Annotated in this window: 15 protein-coding genes; 7 read left to right on the top strand and 8 right to left on the bottom strand. The window is 72.9% G+C overall.

The features are described 5' to 3' along the window. Positions 1-213 precede the first annotated feature (213 nt). Positions 214-828, top strand: a complete 615-nt coding sequence (locus ACZ7OY_RS07850) for a TetR-like C-terminal domain-containing protein (RefSeq protein ID WP_471910571.1) — start codon at positions 214-216, stop codon at positions 826-828. A gap of 147 nt (positions 829-975) precedes the next feature. Here the strand turns inward: ACZ7OY_RS07850 and ACZ7OY_RS07845 are convergent, their stop codons facing one another. Next, the gene (locus ACZ7OY_RS07845; protein ID WP_471910570.1) at positions 976-2,046 is read right to left on the bottom strand and encodes a DUF2510 domain-containing protein; all 1,071 of its coding nucleotides are present in this window, start codon (positions 2,044-2,046) and stop codon (positions 976-978) included. Between the two features lie 623 nt (positions 2,047-2,669). Between ACZ7OY_RS07845 and ACZ7OY_RS07840 the strand changes: the two genes are divergently transcribed. Further along, the gene (locus ACZ7OY_RS07840; protein ID WP_471910569.1) at positions 2,670-5,351 is read left to right on the top strand and encodes an ATP-binding protein; all 2,682 of its coding nucleotides are present in this window, start codon (positions 2,670-2,672) and stop codon (positions 5,349-5,351) included. Positions 5,352-5,446: 95 nt separating this feature from the next. Here the strand turns inward: ACZ7OY_RS07840 and pcaDC are convergent, their stop codons facing one another. Genes pcaDC through pcaH form a run of 4 tightly spaced genes read right to left on the bottom strand, consistent with a single transcriptional unit; the run spans position 5,447 to position 9,284 of the window. After that, positions 5,447-6,574 carry a bifunctional 3-oxoadipate enol-lactonase/4-carboxymuconolactone decarboxylase PcaDC gene (gene pcaDC, locus ACZ7OY_RS07835; RefSeq protein ID WP_471910568.1) on the bottom strand — a complete coding sequence of 376 codons (1,128 nt, stop codon included), beginning with the start codon at positions 6,572-6,574 and terminating at the stop codon, positions 5,447-5,449. After that, entirely contained in the window at positions 6,571-7,902 is a 1,332-nt protein-coding gene (gene pcaB / locus ACZ7OY_RS07830; protein WP_471910567.1) for a 3-carboxy-cis,cis-muconate cycloisomerase, read from the bottom strand. The genes pcaDC and pcaB overlap by 4 nt, the downstream gene beginning before the upstream one ends. Continuing rightward, complete coding sequence (gene pcaG / locus ACZ7OY_RS07825) at positions 7,899-8,504, bottom strand: protocatechuate 3,4-dioxygenase subunit alpha (RefSeq protein ID WP_471910566.1); 606 nt, start codon at positions 8,502-8,504, stop codon at positions 7,899-7,901. Before pcaG ends, pcaB begins: the two co-directional genes overlap by 4 nt. Positions 8,505-8,510: 6 nt before the next feature. Beyond that, positions 8,511-9,284, bottom strand: a complete 774-nt coding sequence (gene pcaH / locus ACZ7OY_RS07820) for a protocatechuate 3,4-dioxygenase subunit beta (RefSeq protein ID WP_471910565.1) — start codon at positions 9,282-9,284, stop codon at positions 8,511-8,513. 228 nt (positions 9,285-9,512) lie between these two features. On the opposite strand from pcaH, the gene ACZ7OY_RS07815 reads away from it, so the two are divergent. Next, positions 9,513-9,977 carry a MarR family winged helix-turn-helix transcriptional regulator gene (locus ACZ7OY_RS07815; RefSeq protein WP_471910564.1) on the top strand — a complete coding sequence of 155 codons (465 nt, stop codon included), beginning with the start codon at positions 9,513-9,515 and terminating at the stop codon, positions 9,975-9,977. Here ACZ7OY_RS07815 and ACZ7OY_RS07810 read toward each other — a convergent pair whose 3' ends face one another. Continuing rightward, positions 9,978-10,994, bottom strand: a complete 1,017-nt coding sequence (locus ACZ7OY_RS07810; RefSeq protein WP_471910563.1) for a DUF3048 domain-containing protein — start codon at positions 10,992-10,994, stop codon at positions 9,978-9,980. Positions 10,995-11,232: 238 nt separating this feature from the next. On the opposite strand from ACZ7OY_RS07810, the gene ACZ7OY_RS07805 reads away from it, so the two are divergent. Continuing rightward, on the top strand, positions 11,233-12,423 hold the full coding sequence (locus ACZ7OY_RS07805; protein WP_471910562.1) for a zinc-dependent alcohol dehydrogenase: 1,191 nt from the start codon (positions 11,233-11,235) through the stop codon (positions 12,421-12,423). Positions 12,424-12,465: 42 nt separating this feature from the next. On the opposite strand, the gene ACZ7OY_RS07800 is transcribed toward ACZ7OY_RS07805, so the two are convergent. Continuing rightward, entirely contained in the window at positions 12,466-13,536 is a 1,071-nt protein-coding gene (locus tag ACZ7OY_RS07800) for an ATP-dependent DNA ligase (protein ID WP_471910561.1), read from the bottom strand. Between the two features lie 73 nt (positions 13,537-13,609). Between ACZ7OY_RS07800 and ligD the strand changes: the two genes are divergently transcribed. After that, positions 13,610-14,635 carry a non-homologous end-joining DNA ligase gene (gene ligD, locus ACZ7OY_RS07795; RefSeq protein ID WP_471910560.1) on the top strand — a complete coding sequence of 342 codons (1,026 nt, stop codon included), beginning with the start codon at positions 13,610-13,612 and terminating at the stop codon, positions 14,633-14,635. A 90-nt stretch (positions 14,636-14,725) separates the two neighbouring features. Beyond that, positions 14,726-15,763 carry a LacI family DNA-binding transcriptional regulator gene (locus ACZ7OY_RS07790; RefSeq protein WP_471910559.1) on the top strand — a complete coding sequence of 346 codons (1,038 nt, stop codon included), beginning with the start codon at positions 14,726-14,728 and terminating at the stop codon, positions 15,761-15,763. A 38-nt stretch (positions 15,764-15,801) separates the two neighbouring features. On the opposite strand, the gene ACZ7OY_RS07785 is transcribed toward ACZ7OY_RS07790, so the two are convergent. Continuing rightward, the gene (locus ACZ7OY_RS07785) at positions 15,802-16,593 is read right to left on the bottom strand and encodes a VOC family protein (RefSeq protein WP_471910558.1); all 792 of its coding nucleotides are present in this window, start codon (positions 16,591-16,593) and stop codon (positions 15,802-15,804) included. A 280-nt stretch (positions 16,594-16,873) separates the two neighbouring features. Between ACZ7OY_RS07785 and ACZ7OY_RS07780 the strand changes: the two genes are divergently transcribed. Beyond that, complete coding sequence (locus ACZ7OY_RS07780) at positions 16,874-17,119, top strand: WhiB family transcriptional regulator (protein ID WP_351611849.1); 246 nt, start codon at positions 16,874-16,876, stop codon at positions 17,117-17,119. The last annotated feature ends 40 nt before the right edge of the window (positions 17,120-17,159 follow it).

The raw sequence follows: 17,159 nt of genomic DNA, 5'->3' as shown, positions 1-17,159 counted from the left end.
CCCCCTTGCTGACGGTGGTGCGTGCGCGCGGCGGCGAGCTCGGCGCTCGTTTCTCCGCGTACACGTATATGCATATGGCAGCGACACGGTGTCGTACCGATACGGTAGTGTACCGATACGTTGGTGTACCGGTACACTGGCGTATCGATTGCATGCGACACACTGGAGAGGGGCCCCGTCGGGCCTGTCGGACAGCAGTGAGGGGAAATGCCGATGACGTCGCAGGCCGCGGAGGGACCGGAGACGGTCGTCGCCTCGCGCCGCTCCAAGCTCACCCGCGAACGTGAGCAGGAGTTCTTCGACGCCGTCCTGGATCAGATCCGTGAATGCGGCTACGAGTCCCTCACCATGGAGGGCGTCGCCGTGAGCACCCGGTGCAGCAAGTCCACGCTCTACCGGCAGTGGGGGACGAAGCCCCACTTCGTGGCGGCGGCGCTGCGCTCTCGCCGGCAGGCGCGCTTCGTCGGCGTCGACACCGGAACGCTCGCAGGCGACCTGCGCGCGGTGGCGCGGGCCGCGGGCGACTGGGCGGGCAAGGACACCAGCCTGCTCCAGGCGCTCGGCCACGCCGTCATGCAGGACCTCGAACTCCAGAAGGCGCTGCGTGAGGCACTGGTGGAGCCGGAGATCGCCGAGCTGGAGCACATCCTCCGGCGGGCGGTCGAGCGCGGCGAGGTCGCGGCCGGAAATCCGGCGCTGGCCTACGTGCCCGCCATGATGTTCGGCGTCCTGCGGGTGCGGCCCGTGCTGGTGGGCGAGTACGCCGACGGGGACTACCTCGTCGGGTTCGTGGAGGCCGCCGTGCTGCCGGCGCTGGGCCTCACCTGATACTCAGGCCGCCGTCCCCGGGATGACCGGACGGTGACCTGCTCGCGCCGCACCGTGGGGACGGGGGCGGCGCGCACCCCCCGGCCGGGTGGGGTTCCTCTTGAGCGGAGAGGAGCTCCACCCGGCCGACAGGCTTTCCGGGGCCGGTCAGACGTTCTGACCGCTGCCGCTGCCGGTCGACACCTTGATGCCCTTGGTGATCTCGTCGATGACCGACACCTTCTGGTCCGTGTCGACACCGAAGCGGACCACGACGATCCGTGCGGGGTTCGCCGGAGAGGGGAACGCCAGCGACTCGACGTAGCCGTCGGCACCCTTGCTCGTGACCGCCTTCCAGCGGACCAGATAGCCCTTCTGTCCGGCCACCGTCACCGCCTTGGAGGCCAGCACCTGGTGCGAGGTGATCTTGCCGTAGGTGGTGCCGCCGTAGGACTCCTCGGCGTTCGTGGCGATGTCCGCCTTGGCGACCGCCTCCGCGGTCGAGCCCTTGGTGCCCAGGACCAGGGCGGGGGCCGAGTAGGCGCCGCCCTTGGTGCACTTCTGCGAGGTGTCGCCGGGGCAGTCGTACGAGTTGTTCGACGTGACCTGCGCGCCGACGTTGAGCTCCTGGCCGTACCAGTCGTCCGGGATCGGGATGCTGATCCCGCTCACCGCGTCGGTGACCGAACCGCTCTTGATCTTCGGTGCCTCGGACTGGTCGGGCGCGGGGGACTGGCCGCCGTCGCCCGAGCCGCCGTCGGAGCCGCCCTGGCCGCCGGACTCGCCGAAGGGGCCACCCTGCCCGCCGGAGCCGTTCGGGCCGCCGGGGGCGCCCTGGCCCTGACGTGCGTCGTTCGTGCCGCCGCCACCGTCGTCCTTGGTGAGCGCGTACACGCCGATGACGATGCTGGCGAGCACCGCCACCGCGACGCCGACGGCTATGCCGGTCCGCAGCCCGCGCCGTCGGCCGTCCGCCGGCGGCTGTGCGGGGTAGCCGGGATGTCCGGGGTAACCGGGGTAGCCGGGGTATCCCGGCTGTGCGGGATAGGAGGGGCCGGGCGAGACGTACGGCTGCGTACCTTCCGGCGACACCTGCATCGGCGGACCCCAGCCGGCGGCCTCTCCCGCCGGGCGGGTCTGGTCCGTCCACGTCTTGCCGTCCCACCAGCGCTCGGTGGGGGGACCATCACTTTTCTGCCCGGGGTCGGGGTACCACCCGGGAGGAGTCACCTGCGTCATGACCCCACCGTATGAGGCGTCGGTGAAAGAGGGATGAGAGGGATCCCGTCCCGGCCTCCGCAACCCCTCTCCGCCGGTCCCCGACGCGGCCCGGACCACCCTCCCTCGACACGTCACCGGACCACCCCGCGACGCGTCACCGGACCACCCCTCGGTACGCCACTGGACCACCCGCCCCCAGCGCGCGCCGCCCCCTCCTCGGCCCGTCACCGGACCACCCGTCCCCAGTGCGTGCGACTGGACCGCCCGCCCCCAGCGCGCCACCGGACCACTCCCCTCGGCGCGCCACCGGACCGCCACCGCATCGTCACCGCATCGCGACCCCCGGACCGCCACCCGACCGCCACCGCACCGCCACCCCTCACCCACCCCCGATCGCTCCGCCGCCTGCCGCCACCGGGGCCCCGGCCCCCGGCCCCCGTCGGCTTGGATGCACCGTCAATTTGTCGCGAAAGCAACACTGTTGACGCTCGGAAGCAGTCCCGCACGGGACCCCGCGTCGTCCCGGCGCACCTGCCATCACCCTTGGCGGCAAGAGGTGCGCGGACCGGCCTCCGGTTCGCGGGCGGGGCGGCTACGGTTGAGGTCTGTATGTCGTTCGGGCGACTTCGGGAGGTAGCGGGATGACGGAGGCCAGGCCCACGTCGGCCGCCTCGGCTTCCCTGTGGGAGCGCGACGGGGAAGTCGCCGCCATCGCTCGCGCGGTGGAGATCCTGTGCGCCGACCGGTCCTCCGCGGGGAGCCTGGTGGTGCTCAGGGGTGAGGCGGGACTCGGCAAGACCGCGCTGCTGGCCGAGACGCGCCGCATCGCCGAGGCCCGTGGCTGCACCGTCTGGTCCGCGCGCGGCGGCGAGACCCTGAGGTCCGTCCCCTTCAACGTCGTACGGCAGTTGCTCCAGCCCGCCCTGGTGTCGCTGCTGCCGGAGGAGGCCCGCGAGTACCTCGGCGACTGGTACGACATCGTGGGTCCCGCCCTCGGCATCACGGAGCCCGGCGAGCTCCGCGCCGACCCGCAGGGCGTCCGCGACGGACTCGTCGCCGCCGTGCGCCGGCTGGCCGGGCGGGACTGGCCGCTCGTCCTGCTGATCGACGACGCCCACTGGGCGGACCAGGAGACCCTGGGCTGGCTCAGCGTCTTCGCCGAACGCCTCGACGACCTCGCCGTCCTGGTCGTCGTGGCCCGCAGGCCCGGCGGGGTCAGCGGCGAGAGCGCCCGGCACCTGGACAGCGTCGCCGCCGCGACGGGCGCTCCGGTCACCACCCTGAGCGCCCTGACCCCGGACGCGGTGGCCGGCCTCACCCGGGCCACGCTCGGCCCGCACGCCGACGCCTCGTTCTGCCGGGAGGTGTGGGCCGTCACCGCCGGCAACCCCTACGAGACGATCGAGCTCCTCGCCAAGGTGCAGGACACCGAGTTGCAGCCGACCGACTCCTCGGCCGGCGAGCTGCGCGCCCTGAACCGCTCGGCACGCGGCGGTGGCCTCGTGGCCCGCCTGGAGCAACTCGGCATCGACGCCACCCGGTTCGCCTGGGCCGCCGCCATCCTCGGCAGCGGTATCTCGGTGGAGCTCGTGGCCCGGCTCGCCGCGATGCGCCACGACGACGCCGTGCGCTGTGCCGAACTGCTGTGCAGCGCCCGCTTCCTGACCGAACCGGACCCCAGCGCGGGCCCGGTGGCGGAGGGTGAACTCCAGTTCCTCCACCCGCTGATCGCCTCCGCCGTCTACAACTCGATCCCGGACGCGCTGCGTACCGCCATGCACGGCATCGCCGCCCAGGTCGTCACCGACTCGGGCCGGGGAGTGGCCGCCGCGGCCCGCCATCTGCTCCAGGTCCATCCTGACGACGACGAGGAACTCGTCGAGCAGCTGCGGGAGGCCGCCCGGGAACATCTCGCCGTCGGCGCCCCGGACGCGGCCCGAGCCTGTCTCGAACGAGCCCTGCTGGAACCGCCCCGCCCCGAGGTGCACGCCCGGGTGCTGTACGAACTGGGCTGCGCCTCCCTGTTGACCGCGCCCGCCCGGACCATCGGCCATCTGCGGACCGCGCTCGGCATGCAGGGCCTCGACGGCGCCGAACGCGTCGACGCCGTCTTCCGCCTCTCCCAGGCTCTGCTGCACAACGACCAGCTGGAGGAGGCGGTCCGCACCGTCGAGGCGGAGGCCGCCCGGCAGGGGGCCGGACCCGCGCGGATGCGGTTGCAGGCCGTGCAGTACATGTGGGAGGGCATCTTCGGCGAGACGACCTCGCCGGGCCGGTCCGAGCGGCTCGCCGAGCTCGCCCGCACCTGCGCCGGCCGTGACAACTCCGAGCGCGCCGTGCTGATCCTGCGCGCCTTCGACCTCATGGCGCACGGCGGGAACGCCGAGGAGGTCCTGGAGTGCGCCGACCGGGCCCTCGTCAACGGCCGCCTCGCGCCGGGCCTCGGCTGGACGGACAGCGAGTGGGGCGTCGAGCTGCTGATGATGCTGGGCAGCTCGTACGCCTATGCCGACCGCCTCGACCGGGCCGAGAGCCTGTTCGCCGAGGCGCTGCGCGTCTACACCACGGCCGGCTGGAGCGGCGGCCACCTCGCTCTGGCCAACGCGTTCGTCGGGCTCGCCTACCGCAGACAGGGCCGCCTCAGGGACGCGGAGGCCATCCTGCGCGAGTCGTTGCGGCTGGCCGAGCGGGTCGGCCGCGGTCTGCCCCTGTACTGGTCGGCGTCCTGCGGGCTGGTCGACACGCTGCTGGCCCGCGGCCATGTCGACGAGGCCTGGGCGGTCGCCGAGCGGTACGGCTTCGCCCCGCCCTACCCGTCGACCATCGTGCTGCCCGACCCCCGCTCCGTACGCGGCCGCCTGCTGCTGGCCGCCGGCCGCATCGAGGACGGGGTCAACGAACTGGAAGCGGCCGAGAAGGCGGCCGCCGCCCGCGGCGGCCACAACCCGGTGCTCGCCCCGTGGACGGTGGACCTGGCCAGGGCGCTGGCCGTCGAGGATCCCGTCCGGGCCGGACGGCTCGCCGCCGACGCGCGCCGTCAGGCCGAACGCTTCGGCACGGACACCGCCATCGGCGAGGCCCTGCGCTGCGCCGCCGCCCTGGAGACCGGGCAGCGCGCGGTCCGGCTGGCCGGCCAGGCGGTCACCTACCTGGAGTCCTCGCCCTGCCAGTACGAACACGCGGCCGCCCGCGTCGAGTACGGCATCGTCGCCCGCTCGGTCGCCGACCTCAACCGGGGCCTGGCACTGGCCCGTTCGTGCGGTGCCGACGGCCTGGTGCGCCAGGCGCGCGAGGCCCTGGACACGACCCGCGGACCAAGCTGAGCCCGAGGCCCGGCCGAAGGGGCCCGGCGGGTAGCGCCGGGACCACGACCGCCAGGGTCACCCTCCGCCCTGCCCCCGGACTACCGACGGCCGGATCACTCGCCGTCCTGTTCCTCCTCGGCCAGCACCCGCTGGGCCGTGGCGAACGCCGAGTTCGCGGCCGGGACCCCGCAGTACACGGCCGTCTGCAACAGCACCGCGCCGATCTCCTCGGGGCTGAGCCCGTTGCGGCGTGCCGCCCGGAGGTGCATGGCCAGCTCCTCGTAGTGGCCGTGCGCCACCAGCGCCGTCAGCGTGATCATGCTGCGTTCGCGGCGGTCGAGCGTCGGGTCGGTCCAGATCTCGCCCCACGCATAGCGCGAGATGAAGTCCTGGAAGCGGGCCGTGAACGGCGTCTGCCGGGCCTGCGCGCGGTCCACGTGCGCGTCGCCGAGGACCTCGCGCCGCACCTCCATCCCCCGCCGGGCGGTTCCGCCGAGGTGCGCCCGCAGCGCCGTCAGCACGGCCTCCGGGCACTGCGCGGGCGCCAGGTGCGAGGCGCCGGGCAGTTCGACGAGGGTGGCGTGCGGCACCGCGTCGGCGATCTCCCGCAGATGCGCGGGCGGGGTCGCCGGGTCCTGGCGGCCGGCGATCAGCAGGGTGCGTACGGAGATCTCGCCGAGCCGGTCCCGCAGGTCGAACGCGGCCAGCGCGTCGCAGCAGGCGGCGTACGCCCCCGGGTCGGCCTCCCGGTGGTCCCGGACCAGCCGGGGCACACTGAACCCGGGGGTGAACCAGCGGGCGTCCGCGTTCTCGGCGAGCCCGGCCAGCCCCTCGCGCCGTACCAGCGCGGCCCGCTCCTGCCACGGCCGGGCGCCGTTGAAGTGCGCCGAGGAGCAGATCACGGCCAGCGACGAGACCCGTTCGGGGTGGTGCAGGGCGAGGTGCAGGCCCACCGCGCCGCCGAGCGACACCCCCGCGTACCCGAACCGCTCGATGCCCAGCGAGTCGGCGAGCGCGAGCACCAGAGCCGCGAGGTCCCCGACGGTGGCGCCGGGGCCGATCAGGTCCGGCGCGCTGCCGCCGTGCCCGGGCAGGTCGAAGCGGACCACCCGGTGGCCGGCCGACAGCTCGGGCGCCACCTTGTCCCACAGGGCGTACGACGTGCCGAGGGACGGCCCCAGCAGCAGCGGGGGAGCCGAAGCGGGCCCCTCGGCGAGGTGGTTGAGGAGTGTGGGGGTCAACGTCGCTCCAGACAACGGTCGGTGAGTGCTCCGGCGCAGCCGGTGTAACGGGTGGGATCGGCGGCTCCGGTGAGCTCGACCCCTTTCAACTCCGGCTCTTCAGAGAGGAGTTCGGCCAGCTGGCGGCCTTCGGTGCGGGTGCGCCGGGCGAGGTCGGTGAGCAGCTCCTTGGCGCGGGCCCGGCCGAGCACCTGGGCCAGCTCGGCCGACAGCCGCTCGGAGACGATCAACCCGTGGGTGAGGTCGAGGTGTTCACGCATGACGTCCGGGTGCACCCGTAGTCCCTCGGCGAGTTCGGCGGCGTCCCGGGCGGCGCCCCCGGCCAGCCGCAGCAGCTCCCGCAGCGGTTCCCACTCCGCGTGCCAGGCACCGGCCGGCCGTTCGTCCTCGGCGACCAGTGCCCCGTAGAGCGTGGCCGCGAGCTGGGGTGCCCGGCGCGCCGCCGCGGCGATCAGCGTCGACCGTACGGGGTTGGCCTTGTGCGGCATGGCCGAGGAACCTCCGCCGCCGCCCTCCGTGACCTCGCCGATCTCGGTGCGGGTCAGGGTCAGCACGTCCACGGCCGTCTTGCCCAGCGCCCCGGCGGTGAAGGCCAGGGCCCCGGCCAGGTCGGCGATCGGGGTGCGCAGCGTGTGCCAGGGCAACAGCGGTTCCCTGAGCTCGAGTTCGCGGGCGTAGGCGGCGGGCAGGGCGAGCGGGTCGGCGGCGCCGTACACGGAGAAGGCCGCGAGGGTCCCGGCCGCGCCGCCGAGCTGGGCGGGCAGCGAGTCGCGTACGGCGGTCAGCCGGTCGCGCGCGTCGAGCACCAGCGACCGCCAGCCGGCCGCCTTCAGCCCGAACGTGGTCGGCACGGCGTGCTGGGTGAGCGTCCGCCCAGGCATCGCGGTGTCCCGGTGCGCGGCGGCCAGCGCGGCCAGCGCCCGCTCCGTACGGGCGAGATCGGCGAGGACCGGGCCGAGCGTGCGCACGGCCACCAGCATCGTCGCCGTGTCCATGATGTCCTGGCTGGTCGCGCCCCGGTGGACGTAGGGACCGTGCTCCGGGCCGACCGCCTTCGTCAGGTCGGCGACCAGCGGGATCACCGGGTTCCCGCCGGTCCGGGCGCGCAGTGCCAGCCCGTGCACGTCGAAGGCGGCGCCCGCGGCCGCCTCGGTCACCGCCGTCGCCGCCGCGGCCGGGGCCAGGCCCAGTGCTGCCTGTGCCCGGGTCAGCGCGGCCTCCGCGTCCAGCAGCGCCCGCAGAAAGGCGCGGTCACCGGTCGCGGCCGCGGCGGGGGAGCCCGCCCAGCCGGGTCCGAGCAGGCCGGTGTCGGGTTCGGCAGCTGTCACTGGAACTCCAGGAAGACCGTCTCGCCTTCGCCCTGAAGGCGGATGTCGAAACGGTACGTGCCGTCGCCCCCGTCCCGGGCGATCAGCGTGTCGCGGCGCTCCTCGACCAGCCGCTCCAGCAACGGGTCCGAGGCGAGTGCCGCCTGATCACCGGGCAGGTAGATCCGGGTGAACAGGTGGACGAGCAGCCCCCGCGCGAAGACGCACACACTGAGATACGGTGCGCTGCGCCCACGTGCGCCGGGGCGCAGTGTGCGCGCGTACCAGTGCCCGTCGGCATCGGTCTGGATCCGGCCCCAGCCGGTGAACTGCACGCCGTTGCGGCCCAGGTGGCCGCCGGTCGCGGGGTCGCGCCGCATCGAGCCGTCCGTCGTCGGCATCCGGCCGTCCGGACCGGGTCCCCACAGCTCCACCAGGGCGTCGGGCAGCGGGTTGCCCTCACCGTCGTACACATACCCTTGGACGGTGATGGTGTCCGGGTGGCCCAGCGGGGCGATGTCGCCGCCACCCGGGAACGGCAGCGCGTAGCCGTAGAACGGGCCGACGGTGTGCGACGGGGTGGGCAGCACGCTCTCCGGCCTGCTGGTGTCGATCTTCGTCATGGCCGGTCAGCGCCCTTCTTCGAGCCAGGTGGCGTTCGGTCCGTCGAGGACCAGGTCCCAGTGGTAGCCGAGCGAGAACTCCGGCACGGACAGGCTGTGGTCGTACGTGGCGATCAGCCGCTGCCGGGCGGCGTCGTCCGTCACGGACTGCAGGATCGGGTCGTAGGGGAAGAGCGGGTCGTTCGGGAAGTACATCTGCGTCACCAGCCGCTGGGTGAACGCCGAGCCGAACACCGAGAAGTGGATGTGCGCCGGACGCCAGGCGTTGACGTGGTTGCGCCACGGGTACGGGCCCGGCTGGATCGTGGTGAAGCGGTAGAAGCCGGAGTCGTCGGTGAGGGTGCGGCCGACCCCGGTGAAGTTCGGGTCCAGCGGGGCGTCGTGCTGCTCGCGCCGGTGGGCGTAGCGCCCGGCCGAGTTCGCCTGCCAGATCTCCAGCAGCTGGCCGCGCACCGGACGCCCGTCGCGGTCCAGCAGCCGGCCGGAGACGGTGATCCGCTCGCCGATCGGCTCACCGCGGTGGTGCCGGGTCAGGTCGTTGTCGATCTCGGTGATGTCGCGCTCGCCGAAGGCGGGGGAGGACAGCTCCACCAGCTCCGGGTCCTGGGCCACGTCGATGGCGACCGGTGGCTGCTTCGGGTGCCGCAGCACCGAGGAGCGGTACGGCGCGTAGTCCCGTCGCGGCTGGTGCTCCACGGGCGCGCCGTCGGCGATCCGCTTCCCGTAGGCGGCGCGTTCGGTCGCGATCTCCTGGTCGATGTCCTGCTGGGTGAGAGCCATGGGGGTCCTAGCGGTTCCTGGATAGTCAGCCAGATAGTCAGCGCACTGATTATTTCGTTGGGAGTTCCCTCACGCTGCCACCGGTGGGCTCGGGCGTCAAGACCCGCGCGAAATGCGTGGTCAACACCTGTCCTTCTCTAGGGCGGTGTCCGCTGCGGTCACGTATTGTTCAGTGCACCGATGAATCCCGCTGCATTCCGACCGCTGACTACGACCACGGGAGCGCATATGGCCGCGGTGGACCTCACCACCCACCCCGGGCACCTGGCCCGGCGGCTTCAGCAGGCCCACCACCTGCTGTGGAACACGATGGTCTCCGAGGAGATCACCTCTCCGCAGTTCGCCGTGCTCAACACGCTGGTCGCCGAGCCGGGCCTCGACCAGCGCACCGTGGGGGAGCGGGTGGGGCTGGACCGGTCCACCATCGCCGAGGTGATCAGCCGGCTCGGCCGGCGCGGGTTGCTGGACAAGGTCCGCGACCCGCAGGACGGCCGCCGCTTCCTGCTGCGCCTCACGGACGACGGCCTGCGCACCCACCGCAGGCTGGCCGTGCGCACGGCCCGGATGAACCAGGTCTTCCTCGCCCCGCTCTCCGCCGCGGAGCAGACACAGTTCTTCGAGCTGATCCGCCGGGTCTCGGACGCGGCCGAGGAGCTGCGCAACCCGGCGGAGCCCCTGGCCGGCCGGGATTGATCACGCCTTGGCCAGCACCACCCACACCTGGCCCCGCGCGAAGTTCACCGGTGAGCCGTCCTGGGCCGTGAACGTCGTGCCCGCGGCGGCCGTCGCCCGTTCCCAGCGGACGTCGTAGCTGCGCCCGTCGCGCAGCACCTCCGCCTTCCCCGACCCCACCGTCTCGGTGTACGGCGTGTAGTTGCCGAGCACGTCGTGGTAGCCGGACCTGCGGATCTTCACGTACTGCACGACGACCGTCGCGGGCGCCAGCCGCCGGCCCGCGGCGGTCACCGTCGGGGTCCCGTCCTGGGTGACCAGCCAACGGTGCCGGTCCGCGGACCAGGTGAAGGTGACGCGGGCGGCGGGGTAGCGGACGGTGCGCGTGGTGCGCGGCTGCCCGCCCTCGGGTGCGGCGCCGTAGCGGAAGCCGGTGGTCAGCGCCGCGGGGCCCGGCGCCGAGGGCATCAGCCTGGACGGCCGGAGATAGAGGTTGTGGGGTGCGAGGTGGTCGCTGCCCCGGAAGTAGGCGTCGGACACCCGGCCGGGCGGCTCCGGGCGCAGCGGCGCGTCGTCGATCAGCGGCAGCAGCTTCCCCTGTGCGCCGGAGAAGGCGAGCGTCGGCCGGTCGAACTGGCCCAGCAGCTCCAGATCGGACTCGCGGGCGCTGCGCACCGGGCCGATCACGTCCGGCAGCCTGGTGGCGTACACGGCCATCAGCCGGCTCAGCCCGCCCTCGACCTGTTCGACGTACACGACGTCCGCGGAGTCCAGCCCCTTCTGCGGCCGGGCCGCGGGCACGTTGTCGATCTTCACGGCGAGCACCGACCCGCTGCTCGTCCGGGTCGGCGGGCTGGAGGGAGCGGGCGTGGCGGCCGTGCTGTGCGCCGAGGGCCGGGGACGGCCCCGCTCGTCGCCGCCCGGGTGGTGCGAGCTGCAGCCCGCCGTCCACGCGGCCACCACCGCGGTGACCAGCAGCGCCGCGGTCGTCGCGGCGCCCCGCGTGCGTGTTCTTCGTCCCCTGCCCAATGTCGCCACCCCGTTCTGTGTCCACGCTTGTGTGCTTATCGGCTTTCTGATGCCTCTACCCGCTCGGCACGGGTTGCGCGCGTCGACCGCGCCGATCGATCCGCACGACGCACGCCGGTCCGGTCTCGGTCCGGCCGGGGCCCGACGGCGCACGCGGGCGCGGTCACGGTTCGGCCGTGGGCCCACGGGTACCCGGGAGGTCACCGCTGTGGCGGACACACCCCGGCGACGGAGGGAGCGCGGCACGATGAGGGCAGTGACTTGGCAGGGCAGACGCGACATACGCGTGGAGGATGTGCCCGACCCGACGATCCAGGAACCGACGGACGCCGTCATCCGCATCACCTCCAGCGGTCTGTGCGGCTCCGACCTGCATCTCTACGAGGTGCTCACGCCGTTCATGACCCCGGGCGACATCCTCGGCCACGAGCCCATCGGCATCGTCGAGGAGGTCGGCGCGGGGGTGCCGGACCTGATGGCCGGCGACCGGGTGGTGGTGCCGTTCCAGATCGCCTGCGGCAACTGCTGGATGTGTCTGGAGGGACTGCCGACCCAGTGCGAGACCACCCAGGTCACCGGCGAGGGCATGGGTGCGGCCCTGTTCGGCTACACCCGCCTCTACGGCGCGGTGCCGGGCGCCCAGGCCGAGTACCTGAGGGTGCCGCAGGCGCAGTTCGGACCGATCAAGATCCCGGAGGGGCCGCCCGACGACCGCTTCGTCTATCTGTCCGACGTCCTGCCCACCGCCTGGCAGGCGGTCTCCTACGCGGGACTCAAGCCGGGCGCCGACATCGCGGTGCTCGGCCTCGGGCCCGTCGGTGAGATGGCCTGCCGGGTGGCCCAGGTGCGCGGCGCCGGACGGGTGTTCGGCGTGGACCTGGTCACGCGGCGGCTGATGCGGGCACGCGAGCGGGGCGTGGAGACCTTCGACCTCAGGGAGTTCGACAGCGAGAAGGAACTGCTCACCGCGATCCGCGACCGGACCGCCGGCCGGGGCCCCGACGCCGTCATCGACGCCGTCGGCACGGAGGCCCACGGCAGCGCGGTCGCCCGGCTGGCCCAACAGGCCACGACGATGCTGCCCATCAGAATCGGCGGCCCGCTCGCCGAGCACTTCGCCGTGGACCGGCTCGCCGCCCTGCACACGGCCATCGAGCTCGTGCGCCGAGGCGGCACCATCTCGATCGTGGGCGTGTACGGCGGCACGGCCGACCCGATGCCGATGCTCACCCTGTTCGACAAGCAGGTCCAGATCAGGATGGGCCAGGCCAACGTCCGCCGGTGGAGCGACGAGATCATGCCGTACCTGACGGACGAGGACCCGCTGGGCGTCGACGACTTCGCCACCCACCGGCTGCCGCTGAGCGAGGCACCCGAGGCGTACGAGATGTTCCAGCGCAAGGAGGACGGCGCCGTCAAGATCCTCCTGCGCCCGTGAAGATCACCCCGGGGGCGTGCCGGAACGCGCCCCCGGTCCGGCTCAGGCCGGTGACCCGAGGATCTCCGCGAGGTCGTAGCGCACCGGTTCCTCCAGTTGCGCGTACGTGCAGCTCTCCGGTGCGCGGTCCGGGCGCCAGCGGCGGAAGCGGGCCGTGTGCCGGAAACGCGCCCCGTTCTCCATGTGGTCGTACGCCACCTCGGCCACCCGCTCCGGCCGCAGCGGCACCCAGGACAGGTCCTTCTTCCCCGACCAGCGGCTGGGCGCGCCGGGCAGCCGGGCCGTCTCATGGGCGCTCTCGTCCGACCAGGCGGCCCACGGATGCCCCTCGACGTCCGTGAGCCGCAGCGGTTCCAGCTCCTCCACCAGCTCGGCGCGCCGCTTCATCGCGAAGGCCGCGCACACGCCGACGTGCTGGAGGGTGCCCCGGTCGTCGTACAGGCCCAGCAGCAGCGAGCCCACGACGGGACCGCTCTTGTGGAACCGGTAGCCGGCGACGACCACGTCCGCCGTCCGCTCGTGCTTGATCTTGAACATGGCCCGCTCGTCCTGGAGGTAGCGCAGGGTCAGCGGCTTGGCGATCACACCGTCCAGGCCGGCCCCCTCGTACTGCTCGAACCACCGCTGGGCCACGGCGACGTCCGTGGTCGCGGGCGCCAGGTGCACCGGCGCCGTCACCCCGGCCAGTGCCCTGGTCAGCAGGGCCCGCCGGTCGGTCAGCGGCAGCTCGACCAGCGACTCGTCGGCGAGCGCCAGCAGGTCGAACGCGACGAAGGAGGCGGGGGTCCGCTCGGCGAGCGTGCGCACCCGGGAGGCGGCCGGATGGATGCGCTCACTGAGCGCGTCGAAGTCGAGCCGTCCCTCCCGGGCGATCACGATCTCCCCGTCGACCACGCACCGCTCGGGCAGCCGCTCCGTCAGCGCCGCGACCAGCTCGGGGAAGTACCTGGTCAGTGACTTGCCGGTGCGGCTGCCCAGTTCGACCTCGGCGCCGTCGCGGAACACGATCGCCCGGAAGCCGTCCCATTTCGCCTCGTACTGCATGTCCGGCGGGATCCTGGCCACCGATTTGGCGAGCATCGGCTTCACTGGCGGCATGACAGGCAGATCCATGCCCCGATTCTGCGCGAACCCGTCCCCTGACGCCCGGTGTGCGGGCGGGCTGCGGTCGGCCTACCGTGGCCGCATGGGTGACGCGGTGGAACTGGAAGCGGGCGGCCGGACCGTACGGCTGTCCAGCCCCGACAAGATCTTCTTTCCCGAGCGCGGCTACACCAAGCTGGACCTCGCCCAGTACTACCGGGCCGTCGCGCCCGGCATCCTGCGCGCCCTGCGCAACCGCCCCACCACCCTGGAGCGTTACCCCGACGGGGTGAGCGGCGAGTCCTTCTTCCAGAAACGGGCCCCGAAGAACATGCCCGACTGGATCCCGAGGGCCCACATCACCTTTCCCAGCGGCCGCAGCGCGGACGAGATGTGCCCCACCGAGGAGGCCGCCGTCCTGTGGGCCGCCCAGTACGGCACGCTCACCTTCCACCCCTGGCCGGTGCGCCGGGACGACGTCGACCACCCCGACGAACTCCGTATCGACCTCGATCCGCAGCCCGGCACCGACTACGACGACGCCGTCCACGCCGCCCACGAACTGCGGGCCGTCCTCGACGAGTACGGCGGTCTGCGCGGCTGGCCCAAGACCTCCGGCGGCCGGGGACTGCACGTCTTCGTGCCCATCGAACCCCGCTGGACCTTCACCCAGGTCCGGCGGGCCGCGATCGCCGTCGGACGGGAGATGGAGCGCCGGATGCCCGACCGGGTGACGGTGAAATGGTGGAAGGAGGAAAGGGGCGAACGTATCTTTTTGGACTACAATCAGACGGCCCGGGACCGCACGATCGCCTCCGCCTACTCCGTACGGCCCCGTCCGGACGCCCCCGTCTCCGCCCCCCTGCGCTGGGAGGAGGTCGGCGAGGCGCACCCCCGGGACTTCGACCTCGTGACGATGCCCGCCCGTTTCGCCGAACTCGGTGACGTGCACGCCGACATGGACGATCACGCGTACTCGCTGGAAGCGCTCCTCGACCTGGCGGCGAAGGACGAACGCGACCACGGCCTGGCCGACCTGCCGTATCCGCCGGAATACCCGAAGATGCCGGGCGAACCCAAACGGGTGCAGCCGAGCCGAGCCCGGCACGAGGAGCCGGGCCAGGCGTGACCACTCGGCCGGGGGTGTAGCGAGAGCGCTCTCACCGATCTCCGGGGCCGGGGCTATCCTGATCCGCAATCGACGGTGAGGAGTCCCGACATGACCGAGACAACCGCCCGTCCCACGCTGGAGGCGGTGGCCGCACGGGCCGGCGTCTCCCGGGCCACCGTCTCGCGGGTGGTCAACGGCGGCGACGGGGTGCGCGAACCCCTTGTCGAGCGGGTCAGGCGGGCGGTGGACGAACTCGGGTACGTGCCCAACCAGGCCGCCCGCAGCCTGGTGACGAAACGGCACGACGCGATCGCCGTCGTCATCGCCGAGCCGGAGACCCGTGTCTTCGCGGACCCCTTCTTCGCCCTGCAACTGCGCGGCATCAGCAAGGAGCTGACGATCCACGACAGCCAGCTGGTCCTGCTGCTCACCGAGGGCCGCGACGACCACGCCCGCGTCGGCCGCTACCTCGCCGGCGGCCATGTCGACGGGGCCCTGGTGTTCTCGCTGCACCTCGACGACGCGCTGCCCGGACTGATCCAGGGCGCCGGAGTGCCGACCGTGTTCGGCGGCCGCCCCGGCTGGAGCGACGGCACACCCGGTCCGGTCTACGTCGACAGCGACAACCGCGGTGGCGCCCGGGAGGCCGTGCGCCACCTCGTCGGCCTCGGCCGCACCCGGATCGCGCACATCGCGGGCGCCCTCGACCAGACGTCCGCGGTGGACCGGCTCGACGGCTTCCGGGACGTCATGCCGGACGCCGACCCGAGGATGGTCGTCGAGAGCGACTTCACCCCGGCCGGCGGTGAACGCGCGATGCGTGAACTCCTCGACCGCTGCCCCGACCTGGACGGCGTGTTCGCAGCCAACGACCTCACCGCCGCGGGCGCCCTGCGCGTCCTGCGCGAACGCGGGCGGCGGGTGCCCGAGGACGTCGCCGTGATCGGTTTCGACGACATGCTGCCCGTCGCCGAGCAGACCGATCCGCCGTTGACCACGATCCGCCAGGACATAGAGGAGATGGGCCGTCTGATGGCCCGTCTCCTGCTGCGCCGCCTGGACCGCAGCACCGCCGGCCCGGCCGGCGCGGACACACCGGCCGCCGTGGTCCTGCCGACGACCCTGGTGCGCCGCGCCTCCGCCTAGGGCCTGTCGTTTTGATCAGTCCGGCGTCGCGGGTTGGTTCACGACTGCTGCTGCGCGCTCCGGATCACCGCGAAGCGGGCTCCGGCCGGGTCGGCCAGCTTGGCGATCCGGCCCACGTCCGGCACGTCCGTGGCGGGCATCCGGACCGTGCCGCCCAGCTCCTGCGCCTTGGCGACGGCCGCGTCCGTGTCGGCCACCTCGAAGTACGGCAGCCAGTACGGGCCGGTGCCGGCCTCCGTCGGGTCGTCGGCCAGCGGGACCACGCCGCCGAACATGGCGTCCTCCCCGCCGTCGGCGGGGTTCAGACAGGTGTAGGTGCCGCCGGGGAACGGCACGGCGGAGGTCTCGTGGCCGAGCACCTTGTGATAGAACGCGGCACCCGCCGCGATGTCCTGCGTGTAGAGCTCGACCCAGCACAGCGAACCGGGTTCCTCGGCCACGTCGACACCCTTGATGCGCCCCGGCTGCCAGAGACCGAAGGACACTCCGGCCGGGTCCGCGAGGATCGCCATGTGGCCCTGGCCCATGACGTCCATCGGCGGGAGCAGCACACGGCCGTGGGCCTGCTCCGCCGTCTTCGCCGTGGCCTCGACGTCCGAGCTCTGGAAGTACACGTTCCAGGACGGCGGGCCCTGTTCCGCGGTGGTCTGCATACCGCCGGCCGCGGTCCTCCCGCCGAGCTGGAAGAAGCCGTAGCCACCGGATTCGGGGCCCGCCGAGACGAACTGCCAGCCGAACAAGGCGGCGTAGAAGGCGGTGGCGCCCTCGATGTCGGACGTGCCGAGGTCGATCCAGTTCGGGGAGCCGTCGACGAAACGGGTGGTGAGCATCTGCGCCCTCCTTGAAGGGGTCCCGGTGCCTGCACTGCCGAGTCTTGCACCGCCCACTGACACCCGCTGCCGCAGCGACCCGGCGGAGCGGGGCACGACGACGACGGACACGGAGATCACCTTCCGTGACGGCGCATGCTCCGATTGTTCCTCCCGCCTCCGCGCGCCGCCGTGCGCCACGGCGGGGCGCAGAGGGATCATCGGGCGGCCGGAGCCGTCGGACCGCCGCGTTGATCCGGCGTTGATCGAACGTTTTTCGGCGCCCGGCACGATCCTGTCCATGCAGATCGACACCATCGCCACGCCCGACCTCGCCTGGCAGGCCGGGGCTCTGTGCGCGCAGACCGGGGCGGACTTCTTCTTTCCCGAGCCGGGCAGCTCGGTGCGTGAGGCAAAACGCATCTGCGGCATGTGCGAGATGCGCTCCGCCTGCCTCGACTACGCCCTCGCCAACGACGAGCGCTTCGGGGTCTGGGGCGGCCTGTCCGAGAAGGAACGGCTCCAGCTCCGGCGCACGGCCGACTGAAAACCCCATGCCCCACCGTTCCGCGGCCGGTTACGATCAT

Source organism: Streptomyces sp. NPDC107559 (genome assembly GCF_055657365.1).
The sequence above is the reverse complement of the archived record's forward strand: the minus strand, read 5'-3'. Positions and strand labels throughout refer to the sequence as shown.